The organism is Brevundimonas sp. SORGH_AS_0993, from assembly GCF_030818545.1.
In the GTDB taxonomy this organism is placed as follows: Bacteria; Pseudomonadota; Alphaproteobacteria; order Caulobacterales; family Caulobacteraceae; genus Brevundimonas.
On sequence record NZ_JAUTAH010000001.1, the window covers coordinates 2,005,605 to 2,022,926 of the forward strand.

At 61.5% G+C, this 17,322-nt stretch carries 17 protein-coding genes and 1 pseudogene; 13 read left to right on the plus strand and 5 right to left on the minus strand.

The genetic code is table 11. The annotated features are described in order from the left end of the window. Window positions 1–55 precede the first annotated feature (55 nt). The 8 genes from QE389_RS09985 (at window position 56) to QE389_RS10020 (ending at window position 7,467) form a co-directional block, all read left to right on the plus strand. Window positions 56–775 carry a tetratricopeptide repeat protein gene (locus QE389_RS09985; RefSeq protein ID WP_307366861.1) on the plus strand — a complete coding sequence of 240 codons (720 nt, stop codon included), beginning with the start codon at window positions 56–58 and terminating at the stop codon, window positions 773–775. A 42-nt stretch (window positions 776–817) separates the two neighbouring features. Next, entirely contained in the window at window positions 818–1,489 is a 672-nt protein-coding gene (locus tag QE389_RS09990; protein ID WP_307366863.1) for an HAD-IA family hydrolase, read from the plus strand. Window positions 1,490–1,501: 12 nt separating this feature from the next. Then, complete coding sequence (locus QE389_RS09995; RefSeq protein ID WP_307366865.1) at window positions 1,502–1,948, plus strand: SMI1/KNR4 family protein; 447 nt, start codon at window positions 1,502–1,504, stop codon at window positions 1,946–1,948. 43 nt (window positions 1,949–1,991) lie between these two features. Beyond that, on the plus strand, window positions 1,992–2,447 hold the full coding sequence (locus QE389_RS10000) for an iron-sulfur cluster assembly scaffold protein (RefSeq protein WP_307366867.1): 456 nt from the start codon (window positions 1,992–1,994) through the stop codon (window positions 2,445–2,447). Between the two features lie 96 nt (window positions 2,448–2,543). After that, on the plus strand, window positions 2,544–2,774 hold the full coding sequence (gene yidD / locus QE389_RS10005) for a membrane protein insertion efficiency factor YidD (RefSeq protein ID WP_307366869.1): 231 nt from the start codon (window positions 2,544–2,546) through the stop codon (window positions 2,772–2,774). Window positions 2,775–2,777: 3 nt separating this feature from the next. Then, a complete protein-coding gene (gene thrS / locus QE389_RS10010) occupies window positions 2,778–4,706 on the plus strand; it encodes a threonine--tRNA ligase (protein WP_307366870.1) in 1,929 nt (642 codons plus the stop codon). A 31-nt stretch (window positions 4,707–4,737) separates the two neighbouring features. Further along, window positions 4,738–5,952 (plus strand): tetratricopeptide repeat protein, encoded by a 1,215-nt coding sequence (locus QE389_RS10015; protein ID WP_307366872.1) that lies wholly within the window; start codon window positions 4,738–4,740, stop codon window positions 5,950–5,952. Between the two features lie 192 nt (window positions 5,953–6,144). Then, complete coding sequence (locus QE389_RS10020; RefSeq protein ID WP_307366874.1) at window positions 6,145–7,467, plus strand: HAMP domain-containing sensor histidine kinase; 1,323 nt, start codon at window positions 6,145–6,147, stop codon at window positions 7,465–7,467. Here QE389_RS10020 and dapD read toward each other — a convergent pair whose 3' ends face one another. From dapD to QE389_RS10045, 5 genes are all read right to left on the minus strand, one after another. Next, window positions 7,468–8,337 (minus strand): 2,3,4,5-tetrahydropyridine-2,6-dicarboxylate N-succinyltransferase, encoded by an 870-nt coding sequence (gene dapD, locus QE389_RS10025; protein ID WP_307366876.1) that lies wholly within the window; start codon window positions 8,335–8,337, stop codon window positions 7,468–7,470. After that, a complete protein-coding gene (locus tag QE389_RS10030; RefSeq protein ID WP_307366878.1) occupies window positions 8,334–9,011 on the minus strand; it encodes a pyrimidine 5'-nucleotidase in 678 nt (225 codons plus the stop codon). The genes dapD and QE389_RS10030 overlap by 4 nt, the downstream gene beginning before the upstream one ends. Then, window positions 9,008–9,937, minus strand: a complete 930-nt coding sequence (gene argB, locus QE389_RS10035; RefSeq protein ID WP_307366880.1) for an acetylglutamate kinase — start codon at window positions 9,935–9,937, stop codon at window positions 9,008–9,010. Before argB ends, QE389_RS10030 begins: the two co-directional genes overlap by 4 nt. Before the next feature lie 89 nt (window positions 9,938–10,026). Continuing rightward, window positions 10,027–11,733, minus strand: a complete 1,707-nt coding sequence (locus QE389_RS10040; protein WP_307366882.1) for a glycosyltransferase — start codon at window positions 11,731–11,733, stop codon at window positions 10,027–10,029. Between the two features lie 142 nt (window positions 11,734–11,875). Next, window positions 11,876–12,442: a hypothetical protein gene (locus tag QE389_RS10045; protein WP_307366883.1), complete on the minus strand. Its 567-nt coding sequence runs from the start codon at window positions 12,440–12,442 to the stop codon at window positions 11,876–11,878. Between the two features lie 60 nt (window positions 12,443–12,502). On the opposite strand from QE389_RS10045, the pseudogene QE389_RS10050 reads away from it, so the two are divergent. The 5 genes and pseudogenes from QE389_RS10050 to QE389_RS10070 form a co-directional block, all read left to right on the plus strand. Then, window positions 12,503–12,655, plus strand: a pseudogene (locus tag QE389_RS10050) (IS5/IS1182 family transposase); the annotation flags it as partial. A 39-nt stretch (window positions 12,656–12,694) separates the two neighbouring features. After that, the gene (locus QE389_RS14700; RefSeq protein ID WP_373458346.1) at window positions 12,695–13,267 is read left to right on the plus strand and encodes a glycosyltransferase; all 573 of its coding nucleotides are present in this window, start codon (window positions 12,695–12,697) and stop codon (window positions 13,265–13,267) included. A 29-nt stretch (window positions 13,268–13,296) separates the two neighbouring features. Further along, the gene (locus QE389_RS10060; RefSeq protein ID WP_307366889.1) at window positions 13,297–15,528 is read left to right on the plus strand and encodes a glycosyltransferase; all 2,232 of its coding nucleotides are present in this window, start codon (window positions 13,297–13,299) and stop codon (window positions 15,526–15,528) included. Then, window positions 15,529–16,446 carry a hypothetical protein gene (locus QE389_RS10065; protein ID WP_307366890.1) on the plus strand — a complete coding sequence of 306 codons (918 nt, stop codon included), beginning with the start codon at window positions 15,529–15,531 and terminating at the stop codon, window positions 16,444–16,446. After that, window positions 16,443–17,264, plus strand: a complete 822-nt coding sequence (locus QE389_RS10070; protein WP_307366892.1) for a lipopolysaccharide assembly protein LapB — start codon at window positions 16,443–16,445, stop codon at window positions 17,262–17,264. The genes QE389_RS10065 and QE389_RS10070 overlap by 4 nt, the downstream gene beginning before the upstream one ends. Window positions 17,265–17,322 lie beyond the last annotated feature (58 nt).

Sequence of the window (17,322 nt, forward strand, 5' to 3'; positions counted from 1 at the left end):
TGGCGACCCAGCCGCTACCTCAGCTGCTCAGCAACGCGGCCCGTCGTCGGCCCAGGTGCGCGCGACCTATGACCGGATGGACGCCCTGTCGCGGTCGGTCTTCTGGGCATCGGAACAGCAGGCCGATCCCACCGATGCGGTCGCGGGCGTCAAACTGGCCCAGGCCCTGCGCGAACTGGGCCGCTACGATCAGGCGGCCGAGGCGGCCCAGGTCACGCTGAACCTGAAACCGACCGATCTGGACGCCCTGCTGGAGCTGGGTCGCGCCCATATCGCGCGCGGCCAGGCCTTCTATGGCGTCGCCCCGCTGGAGAAGGCGCGCGACCTGGCCCCGCGCGACTGGCGGCCCTATTCGCTGCTGGGCGTGGCCTATGAGCAGGTGCGCCGCTTCGACGACGCCCGCGCCGCCTGGAATCAGGCGCTGGTCGTGTCGCCCGACAACCCCGACGTCCTGGCCAACGCCGCCACCGCCGCCCTGACGCACGGCGACGCGCCGGGCGCCGAGGCCCTGCTGCGACGCGCCGCCGCCCAGCCGACCGCCTCGGCCAAGGTGCGCCAGAACCTGGCCCTGGCCCTGGGTCTTCAGGGCAAGATGGGCGAGGCCGAACAGATCCTGCGCCGCGAACTGCCGCCGGAACAGGCCGAGCAGAACCTGAACTGGCTGCGCGCCCGTTCCGCGCCCGGCGCGACGGCCGCCGCCGCGCCGCCCCAGGTCGCCGCCTCCGTCCCCGGCAGCGACACGGCCCGAACCTGGAATTCGCTTCAGGGCGGCTGATCCGACCGTTGCGGCGGACGCCCGCGCGTGGTGGATGAGGCCATGACCCGCCTCCCCGCGTCCCGCGCCTACCAGGCCTTCCTGTTCGACATGGACGGCACATTGATCACCTCGACCGCCGCCGCCGAACGGGTCTGGACCCGATGGGCCGCGCGGCACGGTCTGGACGCGGCGGCCCTGCTGTCCGTCATGCATGGCGTGCGGGCCGCCGACACCATCCGCGGCCAGAACCTGCCCGACATAGACCTGGACGCCGAGATCGCCTGGGTCGAACGCGCCGAGATCGAGGATCTGGACGGCGTCGCCCCCATTCCCGGCGCCGTTGACTTCGTCGACCGCCTGCCGCCCGACCGCTGGGCCGTCGTCACCTCGGCCTCCACCCCACTCGCCCGCGCGCGTCTGAAGGCCGCCGGCGTCGTCCCGCCCGCCGTCCTGATCACCGCCGAGGATGTCGAACGCGGCAAGCCCGACCCGGCCGGCTATCTGAAGGCCGCCGCCGCCCTGGGCGTCGACATCGCCGACTGTCTGGTGTTCGAGGACGCCGAGGCCGGCATCAAGGCGGGCGAAGCGGCCGGCGCCGAGGTGGTGGTGGTGACGGCCGCCTGGACGCATCCGCTGGCGACTTCGCATCCGACCTTGGCCAACTATGGCGAAGCCCGGCTGGAGATCGAGACGGATGGGCGCTTGAGACTGTCTCCAATGGATCGAGGGTAAGCCGTGTCGAACTTGGCTGAACTGAACCGTCGCTGGTCCGTCCCGGACTATCCGCCGACCCCGGTTTCGGCGGAGGAGATCGCCGAGGCCGAACGCAACTTGTCCTTCAGCTTTCCGGCCACGTACCGTGATTCGGTGCTAGCGACGGGCCTTCCACGGCTGACGACCGAACTGTGGGAAGACATTGAGGCGGCCGGACTTGATCTCCCCCACCTATGCGACTTCCTGACCCCGCAGGAAACGGTCTCGACGACGCGCGATTACAGGGATGCAGGAATGCCGGCCAATCTCGTGGGCTTCGCGTCAGACAGCGGCGGCAACCTGTTTGTGTTCCGGAGCGACACGGCGGACGACGCCGTCTGGATGTTCGACCATGACTTCCTCACGGTGAAGTCGGTAGCGCCGTCATTCGAGGCGTGGCTGAAAGTCTATGGCGACGTTCCACAACGCGCGGCCTAGGCTCCGTCTTTCCGATTGATCGGTCCCGCCCTATCTTCGCCCCATGATCGACGACCTCTACAGCGCGCGCATCCTGACGCTGGCGGCCAACCTGCCGCATGCGGGGCGTCTGCCGACGCCGGACGGCACGGGCGAGCGGACAGCCAAGCTGTGCGGGTCGCGGGCGACGGTCGATGTGACGCTGGACGATCAGGGCCGCGTCGCCGCCTTCGCTCAGGACGTAAAAGCCTGCGCCCTGGGTCAGGCCGCCGCCGGCGTGTTGGGCCAGCACGTCATGGGCGCAACGGTTCAGGACATCCAGGACGCCCGCGACGCCATGATCGCCATGCTGAAGTCCGGCGGCGACGGCCCGACCGGCCGGTTCCAGGATCTGCGCCTGCTGAAACAGGTCGCCGACTATCCGGCCCGCCACGCCTCGACCCTGGTCTCGCTGGAGGCGACGCTGGAGGCGATGAAGAACGCCCTCGCCGCCCGAACTCGCCTCGCCGGCGCGGCCTGACGGGCGACGACCGGTTGATCCCCCTGCAATGACAGGGGATAAGCGCGGCGAACCCATTCAGCCCCCGGCCCCATCAAACCCCGGCAAAGGGACGCGATGTCTCTCTATGAACGCGGCGTGCGCGCGGCCCACCGGGGCTATAAGCTGACGCTGTCTCCCCTGATCGGCCAGCAGTGCCGGTTCCTGCCGACCTGTTCGGATTACGGGCGCGACGCCCTGATCCGGCACGGGCCGGTCAAGGGGGGGTGGCTCACCGTGCGCAGGCTCTGTAAATGCCATCCCTTCGGGGGATCGGGATACGACCCGGTCCCGCCAGCTAAAGACTGACACATGATCGACCTGAAATTCCCCGACGGCGCCGTGCGCCAATACCCGGCCGGCTCCACGGCGCGCGACGTCGCCACCTCGATCTCTCCGTCGCTGGCCAAGAAGGCCGTGCTGGCCGAACTGAACGGCGAACAGCGCGACATGGGCCGGGTGCTGGAGACGGGCGGCGACTTCCGCCTGATCATGCGCGACGACCCCGCAGCCCTCTATACGATCCGCCACGACACGGCCCACGTCCTGGCCGAGGCGGTCCAGACCCTGTTCCCCGGCACCCAGGTCACGATCGGCCCGGCCATCGAGGACGGCTTCTACTACGACTTCTACCGCGAAGAGCCCTTCTCGACCGACGACTTCGCCGCCATCGAAAAGGAGATGGGCCGGATCGTGGATCGCGACGCCAAGTTCGAACGCGAAGTCTGGGAGCGGGACGAGGCGATCCAATTCTTCGAGGCGCGCGGCGAGAAGTTCAAGGCCGAACTGATCCGCGACCTGCCGGGGACCGAAACCATCACCCTGTACAAACAGGGCGACTGGATCGACCTGTGCCGGGGGCCGCACTTCCCCTCGACCCGCCACGTCGGCAAGGCGTTCAAACTGACCAAACTGGCCGGCGCCTATTGGCGGGGCGATTCCAAGCGCGAACAGCTGCAACGCATCTATGGCACCGCTTGGGCGACCAAGGAGGATCTGGACGCCCACCTGCAGCGTCTGGAAGAGGCCGAAAAGCGCGACCACCGCAAGGTCGGCAAGGCGATGGAGCTCTTCCATATGCAGGAAGAGGGCCGGGGCATGGTCTTCTGGCACCCGAAGGGCTGGGTCCTATGGCGCGTGCTGGAGGCCTATATGCGTCGTCGCCTGGACGCCGCCGGCTATGTCGAGGTCAAGACGCCCCAGGTGCTGGACCGCAAATTCTGGGAACAGAGCGGCCACTGGGACAAGTATCGTCCCAATATGTTCGTCTGCGAGACGGTCGAGGGCGAGGAGTTGTCCCTCAAGCCGATGAACTGCCCCGGCCACGTGCAGATTTTCGACCAGGGACAGCGGTCCTATCGCGAACTGCCGCTGCGCATGGCCGAGTTCGGCGCCTGCCACCGCTATGAGCCGTCGGGCTCGCTGCACGGCCTGATGCGGGTGCGCGGCTTCACCCAGGACGACGCCCACATCTTCTGCCGCGAGGACCAGATCGTCGAGGAGACGGCCGCGTTCATCAAACTGGCCCGCAGCGTCCATGCCGACCTGGGCATGGAGACCGCCTATATCAGCCTGGGCACCCGGCCCGAAAACCGCGCCGGCACGGACGAGTTCTGGGACAAGGCCGAGACCCTGATGGCCGAGGCCGCCCGCGCCGCCGGCACCGAGCCGGTCGTGACCGAAGGCGACGGCGCCTTCTACGCGCCCAAGCTGGACTTCATCGTCAAGGACGCCATCGGCCGCGAATGGACCTGCGGCACGATCCAGCTGGACTATGTGCTGCCGGAACGGCTGGACGCCACCTACATCGCCGAGGATGGCCAGAAGCACCGGCCCGTCATGCTGCACCGCGCGATCCTGGGGTCGTTCGAGCGCTTCATCGGCATCATGATCGAAAACTACGCCGGCGCCTTCCCCCTGTGGCTGGCCCCGACCCAGGCCGTGGTGGCCACCATCACCTCGGACGCCGACGATTACGCCCGCGACGTAGTGGCCCGGTTCAAGGCGGCCGGTCTGCGCACCGAGATCGACCTGAGGAACGAGAAGGTCGGCTATAAGGTCCGCGAACACTCGGTCGGCAAGGTGCCGGTCATCGCCGTCGTCGGCCGCAAGGAAGCGGAAGACGGCATGGTCGCCATCCGCCGCCTGGGCAGCCAGGCCCAGACCCTGGTCACGGTCGAGGAAGCCATCCGCATCCTGACCGACGAAGCGACCCCGCCGGATTTGAGGCGCCTGGCGTGATTTCGCCGTTTTCATCCGTATGCGTGCTTGAATGCCCGCCAACGAGATAACTGACGTCTATCGCAGTGAAAACATCGTCGCGCGAGCCATAGCGTGCGATGATGTTTCTCGTTGGGTGATTACTTTCGATAACTACAGTATAGGCCACGGTTTCGAGCGAGAGGGTTTCTCCGAAGGCTTCTTAAAGGAAAAAGGCCTTTCAGCCATTCACATCATGGGACGTCGGGAAGACTGGTACCAGTACCCTGATATGAAGGACGCCATCGACGCGATCAGAAGGCACCTGCCGAATCCAGAACGCATGATTACATATGGCTCAAGCATGGGGGGATATGCAGCCCTGCGCTTTGCCGACCTACTGGGGGTGGATGCTGTTCTTGCGCTTTCTCCGCAGTATTCGATCAACCCCGAGAAGGCGCCGTTCGAAACGCGCTGGCTTCAGGACGCAAGTCGCATCGTATGGAAGCCGGAACTTGAGCCATCCTTACCGACAACGGCACGCGCCGTAATCGTCTATGATCCCACCACAATCGACGCACAACACGTCCATCTGATCACGTCGGAGGCTCCCGCCACCACGATCCCGGTGCGATACTCCGGCCACCCATCAGGACCTGTTGTTGCGGACACACATCTTTTGACGCCGCTCTTGTTGGACGTCCTCAATGGCGTGGAAGACTTATCCCATTACACCAAAGCTGTGCAGGCCGCTCGGAAACAGAGCTCCACCTATCTTATTCACTTGGCGCGAGCGCTTCCCGCGCGGAAAAGCCATATCGCTCTCGCCCTCGCAGAACGCGCAGTGAGCCTGCAGCCTCTTCACGTCGATTCATTGCGTTATCTGGCTGAGAACCTCGTCATCGCTGGAAGGCATGAGGAAGCGATGACCTATTACAGGCGCGCAGTCGATGCCGCCCAAGGCAGCATCGCCGGTTTGATTCCTTTTGCGGATGGCCTCGCCCGAATGGGGCGAAGCCAGGAAGCCTTGACGATAGCACGCGATATCATCGTTAGGCCCGATGCTGCCGGCTTGGCGCACTTGCACGCCTGGCACGGCATGATTGCTTGGCAAGCGGGCCAGCTTCGGGAGGCGTCAAGGGCTGTAAATCGGGCATTGGCGCTTCACCCTGATGAACCCAACTACCACCAGCTTGCCTCTGCTTACAAAATCGATACATCGATTGCCGCTCGATTTCGACGGGTATTGGCGCGGATGCGTTTAAAGCTCTCATCGGACGACGGTTGAGCTTGATCGTCGGAATGTGGCGACGTGAGGAAGGCTCTCCTGTCCGTGGTCACGCAAAATAATCCATTGAGTCTTTTGCGCCACATCGAGTTGGCGCGACACCGCACGCTGTGATCGCAGAAAGTCTTTTATTCATAGTCCCTTAGCAGGACGCATGTCACCATTCGATATCGACTCTTCGAAAGTGCGGCCATGCTTCCTGATGATTACGTCCAGCGCCCGCTTCTTCATCGGCTCATCGCCACCGGTGATCTGCGGTACTGGCTGATCGCCAGTTGGGCGCTGGCGCTGCTGACTACGACCGACCTGGTCATCGCCGGCGTCTGGTTCCTCGTCGCGACGGTCGTGGGCGTGGGGCGAGGGTATCTCGACAGACGGTCGACGCCGAAAATACGCCTGATCGTGGCGACGCTGTCGTGCGCCTGCTGGGCGGCGGCGCCGATCCTGTCGTTCCGATCCGGGAGCGTTTATGGCGCGGCCCTGGCGGTCGCGCTGCTGATGGCGGGCTATGTGCTGGTCTTTACCCAGATGCGCGCCGCCCCGCGCGAGGCCCTGATCGTCTCGGCCCCCTATTCCGCCGCGTCGGTCTGGCTGCTGGTTCAGGAGTGGGGATCGCCGGGCTTCTGGGTTCTGCTGGCCGTCACGCCCGTCCTCGGCCTGGCCCTGCTGATCAAGGTCACGATCACCCAGATGAAGGATGCGGAACTGGTGGCGGTGAACCATCGCCAGGCCGATCTGATCGCGGAGCTGGAGATCGCCCGGGACCGGGCGGACGCGGCCAACGCCGCCAAGTCCAACTTCCTCGGGGTCATATCGCACGAACTGCGCACGCCGATGAACGGGGTGCTGGGCGCCGCGCATTTGCTGCGGATGACCGATCTGAACGCGCGCCAGTCCAGCTTCGTCGACATCATCACCCAGTCTGGCGACGGCCTGCTGGTGCTGCTGAACGACATTCTGGATCTGACCAAGATCGAGGCCGGACGCATGGACCTGGCTCCCGCGCTGGTCGAGACGGAAGGCTTGATGGAGCGCCTCATCGGCCCGTTCGGCGCCCAGGCGGAGGCGAAGGGTCTGCGCTTCACCGCCGAGCAGCGCGGCGACTGGCCCGCCCTAGCCTGTCTGGACCCTCTGCGGTTGGCCCAGATCAGCAACAACCTGTTGGGCAACGCCGTCAAATTCACCGCCGCCGGCGAGGTTCGTTTCGTCATGGAGGGGGAACGCCGCCCCGACGGCCGGCTGGCCTTGCGCATCGATATCGGCGACAGCGGCATCGGCATCGCGCCCGAGGATCAGGCGCGCCTGTTCCAGCCCTTCACCCAGATCGACGATTCCTCCACCCGGAGGTTCGGCGGCACGGGTCTGGGCCTCAGCATCTGTCACCGCCTCGCGGTGTTGATGGGCGGTCAGATCACCGTCCGGTCCGAGGTCGGACGTGGCTCGGTCTTCACCATCGCGGTCGTGGTCGATGCGCCGGAGTGGGCGGCCGATCCCGCCCCATCCGGCGCCGCCTGATCAGTCGCGCAGCAGTTCGTTCACGCCGGTCTTGGCTCGCGTCTGGGCGTCCACGCGCTTGACGATGACGGCGCAGTACAGCGACGGCCCGCCGTTCGCATCTGGCAGCGAACCCGGCACGACCACCGAATAGGCCGGCACCTCGCCCCGGAACACTTCGCCGGTCGCCCGGTCCACGATCTTGGTCGAGGCCGACAGATAGACGCCCATGGCCAGGACCGCGCCCTCGCGCACGATCACGCCCTCCGCCACCTCGGCGCGGGCGCCGATGAAACAGCCGTCTTCGATGATGGTCGGATTGGCCTGCAGCGGCTCCAGAACGCCGCCGATGCCCGCGCCGCCTGACAGGTGGACGTTCTTGCCGATCTGGGCGCAGGAGCCGACCGTGGCCCAGGCGTCGACCATCGACCCCTCGTCCACGAAGGCGCCGATGTTCACGAAGGACGGCATCAGCACCACGTTCCTGGCGATATGCGCCCCGCGCCGCACGATGGCGCCGGGAACCGAGCGGAAGCCCGCCGCCTGATAGTCGCCGGCGCTCCAGTCGCCGAACTTGTTGGGCACCTTGTCCCAGAACGGACCCACGGCCGCCGGATGATCCACCGACAGCGGCACGATGGAAGCGTGCCCCGCCCGCATGATCTGATTGTCGTTCAGACGGAAGGACAGCAGCACCGCCTTCTTCAGCCACTGATGCGTGATCCAGACGCCGTCCGCCCCGCGCGAGGCGACGCGCGACTGGCCGGAATCGAGCAGGGCCAGGGCCGTATCCACCGCGTCGCGCACCTCGCCCCGGGTCGCAGCCGAGACGTTCGCCCGGTCGTCCCAGGCGGCTTCGATGACGGATTCCAGATGCGACAGGTCGGTCATGCGGCGGCGTCCTTGAAGGTCAGGTCGGAGAGGAAGTCGAGAAGATCGGGCGCGACGTGGTCGATGTGATCGCCCAGCGGCTTGCCGTGGCCGTCGCCGATCAGGATGGTGGCCATGCCCAGCGCCTTGGCCGGCTCAAGGTTCTTCGGCGTGTCCTCGAAGAAGGCCGCGCGGTGCGGCGCGATGTCGAACCGTTCCAGCATCCGTCGGAAGGTCGCCGGATTGGGCTTGGGCGTCAGGTCCCCGTCCTCGATGGAGAAGACGCCGGCGAAACAGTCGGAAACCCCGATCCGGTCCAGCACCCGGTGCGCATAGTCGCGCGCGCCGTTGGTGAAGACGAAACACTGGCCGGGCAGGGCCTTCAGCGCCTCGGCCAGACGCGGGTTCGGCTCTACCGAGTCCAGCGGCACGTCATGGACTTCTTTCAGGAAGCGCTCGGTATCCACCGCATAGTTGGCCATCAGCCCCGCCAGGGTCGTGCCATGCTCGTCCAGAAACTGACGCTGCATCACCGCCGCCTCTTCGGGCGCCAGGCCCACGGCCTCGACCACAAAGGCGTTGATCTGCGCCTGGACCAGCCGCATCAGCCCCTGTTCGCGCGGATACAGGGTGTCGTCCATGTCGAACACCCAGGCGCGCACATGCGACAGAGATGCGGACCGGGGGTCGATCAAGACGCCTTCACCAGGGTGCCGGCCCCGAACTCGGTGAACAGTTCGACCAGCATGGCGTGCGGCCGACGCCCGTCCAGAATGACCACCGCCTCGACGCCCGCGCGAACGGCGGCCATCGCCGTCTCCAGCTTGGGGATCATGCCGCCGGTGGCGACGCCCGTGTCGATCAGGTTTTGCGCTTCTTCCAGCGTCATCTGACGGATGATGTCGCCGTCGGCGCCCTTGACGCCCGGCACGTCGGTCAGCAGCAGCATCCGCTTGGCGTTCAGCGAACCCGCCACGGCGCCCGCCACCGTGTCGGCGTTGACGTTGTAGGTCTGACCGTCCTCGGCCACGCCGATGGGGGCGATGACCGGCACCCAGTCCTCGGTCTCGGACGCGATGAGGCCCGCGATCAGCTTGGGATCCACCTTCGTCGGTTCGCCGACATAGCCCAGATCGACCTCGTGTTCGATCATGCTGTCGGGATCGCGCTTGGTCCGGCGCGTCTTCTCGACCGTCAGCAGACCCGCATCCTTGCCCGACAGGCCGACGCCGCGCACGTCCGCCTCCTTGCCGGCCATGGTGATCCAGTGAGCGATCTCTTTATTCACCGCGCCCGACAGCACCATCTCGGCGACCTCCATCGTCGCCGGATCGGTCACACGCAAGCCATCGACAAACGCCGACTTCACCCCCGCCTTGTCCAGCATGGCGCTGATCTGCGGCCCCCCGCCATGCACGACGACCGGGTTGACCCCCATCAGCTTCAGCAGCACCACATCGGCCGCGAACTGCCGCGCCACCGCGCTCTCGCCCATGGCGTGCCCGCCGTATTTGATGACCACGGTCTCGCGGTCATAAACCTGAATATACGGCAGGGCCTCGGCGAGCGTCTTCGCCGTCTCCCAGCTGCGTTCTTCCGACTGGCGTTCTGTTTCGTTCATCACGCGCGCGAGATAGCGGGGGATGGGCAGGGTGTCACGCTAGGAATCACCAGTTCGACGATAGCATGCTCTACGTCTGAATGTTGCGGCTACACCCGAACCGCCCTGAGAATGTATCGATGCAACTTTGGAATTGTATCGCCAGGAGCGATTAGGGCGCTGATATCCTCAAGTTCGGGAATAGAAAGAAACTGCACAGCATACTCGTTCTGAACGAGTGCTTCTACGAGCACCTCAACATGACATCCCATCGCCCATGATGCGTCAGGCATACAGTTCGCAACGATCTCAGATGGAAAAACACCACGCTCAAACATATTTTTAATAAGCGCAGGTTCCCGACCGTCATAACTTATAAATAGCGAAAAATCGCCATCGGGAAATTGTTCATCACAGAAAATCGGACCAGACGCGCCACCCCCCAAGGCTTCCAACGCTGGATCTTCGATGAAATCAACGCTCGAAACATAATATATCGGATAAACATCCCTATTGAATTCATTCGTTTTTCTCTCAAATTCTGAAAAATATTTATCATTATAGACGCAAACAGAACGACCAGACTTTATGACAGCTTGAGTTGTGCTTCCAAAATCGTCAGCCATTGTAACAGCATGGCGTGACAAATTTCCGCGAGCAGCAAGACAAGCAAAACCCTCCAAAAGATCTACGGAATTTGATTTATTTCTCAAAGAGAGCCGAATCTCAGACTCATCAGATTGCGGATGTACAACACAAAGAGACCCAGCCTTCAGACAAATCTCAGTTGCCAAATCAAAGGTTCCGTCATCACGAAGCATGACGCCGGAGCCTCGACGCATACTGAAGCCAGATTTTTTGGGACGAATCAGATCTGTAGAAAGCACACCATCAAATACCTGCTTCCATCTCTGCCGGAAGAGCTCTTTTGTGAATCGCGAGAGCACAGCTTCCCTACCCGCTATAGATAGAGAACTCCTCATAGAGGAGCTGTTATTAAGTAAATTTACTTGCTCAAGACACGAATCAATATCGCCCGCCTTATATAGCAACACCTCTCGTCCGTGCTCGAACTCCTTGCGCCAGTCAAGATTATCTGGCGCGACCAGTGGGCACCCAAGGGCCATCGCCTCTAAAGGCGCAAAAGAAGTTGCAACAGCGTCAGCAGTCCAAAGATATGCTCTCGACCTGCTAACCGCCGACTTGAAGTCATCTATAGTATGAAGCTCTCCGCCATCTGTCGGCTTATTACCTCCTCCATACAACTTTTTTGCCACAGGCAAAGAATCCCAAAACGCTGCTCCAACTCCGCGCTCTGGTTGATAGAAAGAATTTACGACGTTGATGAATTCTTCACCCTCATCACGCCAAGCGCATTCGCCAAACAAATCGGAAGGAATAAAATGCGGTATAACCGATACACTCTGTTCAGAATAAAATCCGAATTGAGGCACCATGTAATGCGAAACACAAACTATTGGAGATCCTGAAACGTCATTTATAAAGTAATCAAAATTCACCCCATTATAAACATGAACCCATTGGTGTGGCTGATAACCCCAGTGAGATATATAAACTAACCTTGATCGACTAATCCCTCGCACATCCAACTTCCCTGCCAAGGAAATATATTCAGCCGGAGAATGAGCGAGAAAGAAATCGTAGTCAGCGAGATCACCCGCACGGTCCGTAACAACATTACCGCACTCAGGCCTATTCTGAGACCAAGGCCCCAAGAAGGTCCATTCATGTTCAGGGAAAGCCGATGCAAGATTGTACTGGTAACTTGTGTGAAACGCGCTAGAAAATATTTTCACAATCTTCCTCTAGACTTGACTAATTCACTAAAACAGTCGTCACAATGGCCGAGAGAGCCATTAGCCGCGTAGCCGCGCTTTTGGACGACTGTCCTCCAGTAGCTATGACGAACTTCCTTGGCGAGGGATTTTACACGCTCCGCTAGGAATGGCTCACGCTCGCTTTAAAAGATGCGCCGGAAGACTCCTGAGCGGCAATCGTTTTCATCCGTTCAAACAAGACCATGCTGACATCGTCCGCAGGCTTTAGCTCGCGACGATAATGCAGAGAGACCGCCGGCGTCAAAAATGCGTCGATCTCGGATTCATTGCCGAAAAGTCGCATGTCGCTGTTGTGCCTAAGCGCATCCAGCACACCACGCCAGTCTTGAAGCAGATCATCCCAGAAAAGAATGTGACGCGGCTGTCCGCGGCTGGCGATTTCCGCATCCTCAACGTGCCGCCGCCAAAGAGAGAGCGCCTCGTCAACACGGAGATTGTTACGCTCATGCAAGGATGCCGCCACCTCCTTTGGTTCACGCACCGGGATGATTACAAACGGCTGATAGCCGGATTCCACCAAAACTTCGCGCCAAAACGGATAGAAGCGACAAATGCGAGGATCCTTGATGACGATCGTATCGCTCTCACCGTACTCGTCCCGCAATTTTTCGCCGGCGCGTCGCCGAAAACCCTCCAACTGCTGGGCGCTCAGACTGGAGAGATCCAAAGGTTGCGGATCACACCACGACGAACACGCGAGTGCAACCGCGTGAACCGACACCCGTTCGACCTCGCCGCCTACAGGCTCCGCAACGCCGTCGAACGCGCCTTCTGCCGCCTCAAGGACTTCCGCGCCGTCGCCACCCGATACGACAAGACCGCCAGAAACTATCTCGCCGGGCTCTGCATCGTCGCCGCAATCATCCTATGGGCTAAATGAGTCCGAATCCTAGTATTTCTAAACAATGATACGATAGTTCTGAGCCAAGACTGGCTTGACGAGCTTGTTTCTCGCGCCCTTCAATCGGGGGTAGGTGCTGTTGGATGTCGGCTCCTTTATGAGGACGGCACTCTGCAACATGCAGGCTTTGTCGCGCGGGAAACCGCTGACGACTTCTTGACGCACGAAGGCGTCGGCGAGGAAGGAAGTGAGGGAGGCTATCTCGGCCGGCACGCCCTCGTGCACGAGACGAGTGCGGTCACAGGCGCTTGCATCGCTGTACGTCGCGAGTTGTTCCAAGCTCTTGGAGGTTTCGACGCTGTTCAATTCCCGATCGACGGAAATGACGTAGATTTCTGCTTTAGGGTGCGTGATGCGGGCTATTCGGTGATCTACACGCCTTACGCCACTCTTTATCATCTTAAGTCCAAGACGCGCGGTTACGGCGCAACGGAAGCGGCGCGCGACAAGGCGCAGCAATCACTTGCTCGACTATGGGAGATGTGGTCGGGCAAATTCACCCCTGACCCATATTACAATCGTCACTTTGACCGTACCGGGCAACCTTTCTCGCGCTTAAGACCGCCCCTTGAATCGCGCGCCGAATTGTAGTCGTCGGATTCAGACTGAGTAGGAATTCGGTGGTCGATTCCACCCGAGACAGGCCGAACGGCGAATTAATGGATAGGCAAGAAATCAGAATGACGCATTCAGGCGATCCTTCGACAATCGGCCGTGTGCTTATCGAAGGGCAGTTTTGCGGCTTCGCCAGCCTCTCGATCGTCAACCGACATCTGGCGAAAGCTCTGCTGCAGCGCGGGCTGGATCTTCGAATTTTACCGACCGACCGCAGCGAAGGCGAAGGAGAACTCCAACGCGCCGGCTTGGCTGGCATAACCGTCGCCCACGCCGATCCTGTAGACGTGCATTTGCGCAATGCCTGGCCGCCCGTGACACACGGTATGGCCGGCAAGAGGAACGGGCTGGTGTGCTGGGCCTGGGAGGAAAGCGAGATTCCTCCCCTCATGGCCATGCGCTTCAATCGCGACCTCGACCTCATCATGACGACGGCCGGATATGTGTCCGACGCCCTTAGACGATCAGGCGTCAACATCCCGTGTCCCGTTGTAGGAAATGGCGCAGATCAGATTCTATCTCAGGTGCGCCACAATCAACCGCTCGAAAAAACCGCCAAACGACTACTACATATTTCAACGTGCCTTCCCCGGAAAGCGCCGGACGAATTAGTTGAAGCTTTCTGTCGAGCTTTCAACGATCGAGACGACGTAGAACTCTATATCAAGACCAGCCCTAACCCTCATAATGTCGTACGCCGCATTGTGGAGGACACGCAGTCACGGTTCTCGACCCCGCCAAGGATTGTGATAGATGATTCAACACTCGACGGTGCCGGGATCGCCCGTCTTTATCAGAGCGCCACAGCCGTCGTTTTGGTCAGTAAGGGAGAAGGATTCGGGCTTCCTTTGGCAGAAGCGATGCACCTGGGCATCCCTGTCGTCGCTGCGCGCTTAGGAGGGCAGGCCGATTTCTGTACTGAGAGAACAGCTTTGCTTGTCGAAAGCCGACCGGCAAAATCCAAATCACACGTCGCTTCTGCTTACGGTCTTTGGGAAGATCCCGATGTTGAAAGTTTCGCGAAGGCGCTTCAGCAGGCGGTGGATGAACCCGAACTGACGCGGCGTCTGTCTGCCAATGCACGGCGATTAGCGTCCGATTCGCTGACATGGGACGCCGTGGCTAGCCGCGTCATTTCATCACTATCGACGCAGCAGATATCACGCTCTTCCACCCCCTCATTTGAAGTCGTTTCGACCTGGAACGAGGAGTGCGGGATCGCGACGTACTCCGAGCAACTCTATGGCGAGTCTGCACTCAAGGACGGATTGGCCCACGTTTGGGCGCGGCGGTCTCTCAAGCCGACAGAAGCGAACTCAAAAGAAAATGGCGTGACGAGACTGTGGGGTTATGATGGCGCGTCTCTGCAGCGCTTCGCCGACCAAGTCGGCAACACAACCCGAGCGCCCGTAATCTGGTTCCAGCACCATCCCGGGTACTTTTCCGCAGAAGACATGAGAAAGGTCGTACCCGCACTTCGCCGCGGTCGGGATCGACTTATCATCACGCTGCACAACGTTCACGAAACCTTGCAGTCTAATGCGGACTGGTTGAGTGGCTTTGACGTCATCGTCGCCCACTCAGCTGAGGACGTGGAAGAACTCGGCCGCGCGGGTTTTCGGGGCGAAGTCCTTCCACACGGCGTCCGAATCTTGGGCGCCCCCCAACGACCTGACCCCGACAACTTCGTTGTCGGCACGTTCGGATTCCTGACAGAACACAAGAATCTGGAACTTCTTGTCAGTGCGGTCGCCTTGGCTCGCAAATCGGACCCGCGCATCCGTCTGGTTCTGGCGAACGCACAGAGGGTAGAGCGTCAAAGCCGCGTAGCGCGGTCGCGGGTAGACGCCTTGATCAAGACGTTGAAACTTGAAGACCATGTCACGGCCAACTATGATTTCTTGCCGGATGAAGAGGTGGTCAAGCTCCTGGCGCCTTGCGATCTGCTAGCGTTTCCTTATGGCCCCTCTCCCGAAGGCGCTTCGGGCGCCGCTAGGATGGCCATAGCTCTGGACCGACCCACATTGCTTTCGAACTCGGACGTTTTCCGAGACCTGCTGCCTTTCAGCCATCTCGTGCGAAACTTGGATGTGGAAACTCTGGCCGAAGCCATACTGGGTCTCGCCCAAGACAATGCGATACGCACCTTGCATGACCGCGCCCGGCGACGTTACGCCGAAACCCACAGCTGGGAAGTGGTTGGCCAGCGCGCTGCCAATCTGATGAGGATTTCTTGAATGACGAAGCCGCGCGATATCGCTGCAATACCAGCTGCCCTGTTGAAACTCCCGGCTGAAGCGTTTGTCCGGGCTGCGATCGAATCGCTCGGAGCGACGACGGTCACGCCACGCGACGCCAATGCCCTTACCCAGGCCATTCTCCGGGGGGTGAACAAATCTCGGATCTGGGCAGCCCTGCAGGCGCGCAGCAGCGGAACGCCCAGTTCGCCCCCGCCTGTTGTGCCAACCGCCATTGTCCGCCCGGACGACGAGATTGCGGTGGAAGAGATTTTGACGAGCCATGCGCCGTCTGACGACGCCGTATTTTTGGATTACGCCGCCTATCGGCTCATGAGCCGGAATTTGCAGATTCATGAACGGCTTCGCTTCCAGGATCGCCTGAATGCCGGCGTCAGCCGATTGGAGATCATTCAAGAGATCATCGATATCGCACGTGCGGAAGGACGAAATCCCATCGTAGCCCGGATGACCGGCGACACGCCGTTCTCGCTCATCTCGGCGGAACGTAGCGAGCGCTTGGTGCTGATGTTGTCGCTTGGTGATCGCGGGCTAATGGTCACAGGCGACGCGCTTTCGGACAATGCGCGCTATAAGGACGACGGACTGGAGGTGAGCGAAGGCTTGGTCCTTGCCGGGCCAAAGAAGCCCTTACGGCCAGGCCTTTGGCGTCTCAACGTGGATTGGCGGCAGCATCGTGACTCGGTCATATGTGTAGAGGCGACGGCCAACGCAGGGCTTGAAAAGCTTTTCTCGATGTCCTTCGCCGGCCAGGCGACATTCTGCAGCGAGTTTCGCACACTGCCGGAACATCTGGTGTGCGAAGTCCTGATTTTCGCCATCCGAAAAGGCGAGCCGGACGATCAGCCCTGGATCGTAAAGCCGCAAGAAGTCAGCCTCACCTGGGTCGCCGAATGAAACTCGATGTTGCATTCAGACGCATCGCTGATGCCCGCTCAAGCGCAGAGCGGAAACGAATCCTTCAGGATGCCAAGGTCGCCAAGTCGCAGCACGACTGGCGTGGCGCAGCGGATCTTTATCGCCGCGCTCTGGTTCTTCGCGACGGCTTCGGACCGCGTGTGCAACTGGGCCACATGCTCAAGGAGGCCGGCGAGCTTGATGCTGCGGAAGCGGCCTATTTCGAAGCCCTCAAGCAGCGACCTGACGACGCCGACCTCAATGTTCAGATCGGCCATTTCTTCTGGGTGAAGGGCGATGCCGAGAAATCGCTCCACTACTATGAACGCGCTGCGCAATTGGCCCCCAATGATGGAGCTATAGCCGAAACGCTTCGCGTCGGCGCGGCCAGAGCCGCTGACGCCCCCTGGCAGGGTCGGGTCGATGCGGCGATGGCCGCCATGGCGCAAGGACGATGGGCGGCGGCCGAAACGGATTTGCAAGAACTGGTGGATGCCGGTCGCCGAAACTATCTGCTTCTCCTCGCCCATGCGGTGAAGGAACAGGGCCGGCTGAAGGACGCCGTGGCCCTGTACAGCGAGTACCTGCAATACGTGACCCCCGAGGTCGGCGCGCGCGCCTACGAAGCCCGACTACAGTACGCCAATGCACTGCAACTGGCTCAGCGGTTCAGCGAGGCGGCCCAGCAATTTTCGACTGCCCGCATGTTGCGCATGGAAACCGAAGGCTGGGCCGGGTCGGAGGATCACATCCTCGAACAAATCCGCATCTGCATCCGCCAGGTCCACCCCGCCCTCGACACGTCGCGTCTTCGTTAAGCGACGATCCGAGCCTGCAGCCTTTGTGGGTTCCAAGGCGTCTGATGCTTGAACAAAG

Coding starts and splice junctions, on each gene's coding strand:
- QE389_RS10020 (WP_307366874.1), top strand. CDS start 6,145: ATGCTTCCTGATGATTACGTCCAGCGCCCGCTTCTTCATCGGCTCATC.
- dapD (WP_307366876.1), bottom strand. CDS start 8,337: ATGACCGACCTGTCGCATCTGGAATCCGTCATCGAAGCCGCCTGGGAC.
- QE389_RS10070 (WP_307366892.1), top strand. CDS start 16,443: ATGAAACTCGATGTTGCATTCAGACGCATCGCTGATGCCCGCTCAAGC.
- QE389_RS10015 (WP_307366872.1), top strand. CDS start 4,738: ATGCCCGCCAACGAGATAACTGACGTCTATCGCAGTGAAAACATCGTC.
- QE389_RS09990 (WP_307366863.1), top strand. CDS start 818: ATGACCCGCCTCCCCGCGTCCCGCGCCTACCAGGCCTTCCTGTTCGAC.
- QE389_RS10000 (WP_307366867.1), top strand. CDS start 1,992: ATGATCGACGACCTCTACAGCGCGCGCATCCTGACGCTGGCGGCCAAC.
- argB (WP_307366880.1), bottom strand. CDS start 9,937: ATGAACGAAACAGAACGCCAGTCGGAAGAACGCAGCTGGGAGACGGCG.
- thrS (WP_307366870.1), top strand. CDS start 2,778: ATGATCGACCTGAAATTCCCCGACGGCGCCGTGCGCCAATACCCGGCC.
- yidD (WP_307366869.1), top strand. CDS start 2,544: ATGTCTCTCTATGAACGCGGCGTGCGCGCGGCCCACCGGGGCTATAAG.
- QE389_RS10065 (WP_307366890.1), top strand. CDS start 15,529: ATGACGAAGCCGCGCGATATCGCTGCAATACCAGCTGCCCTGTTGAAA.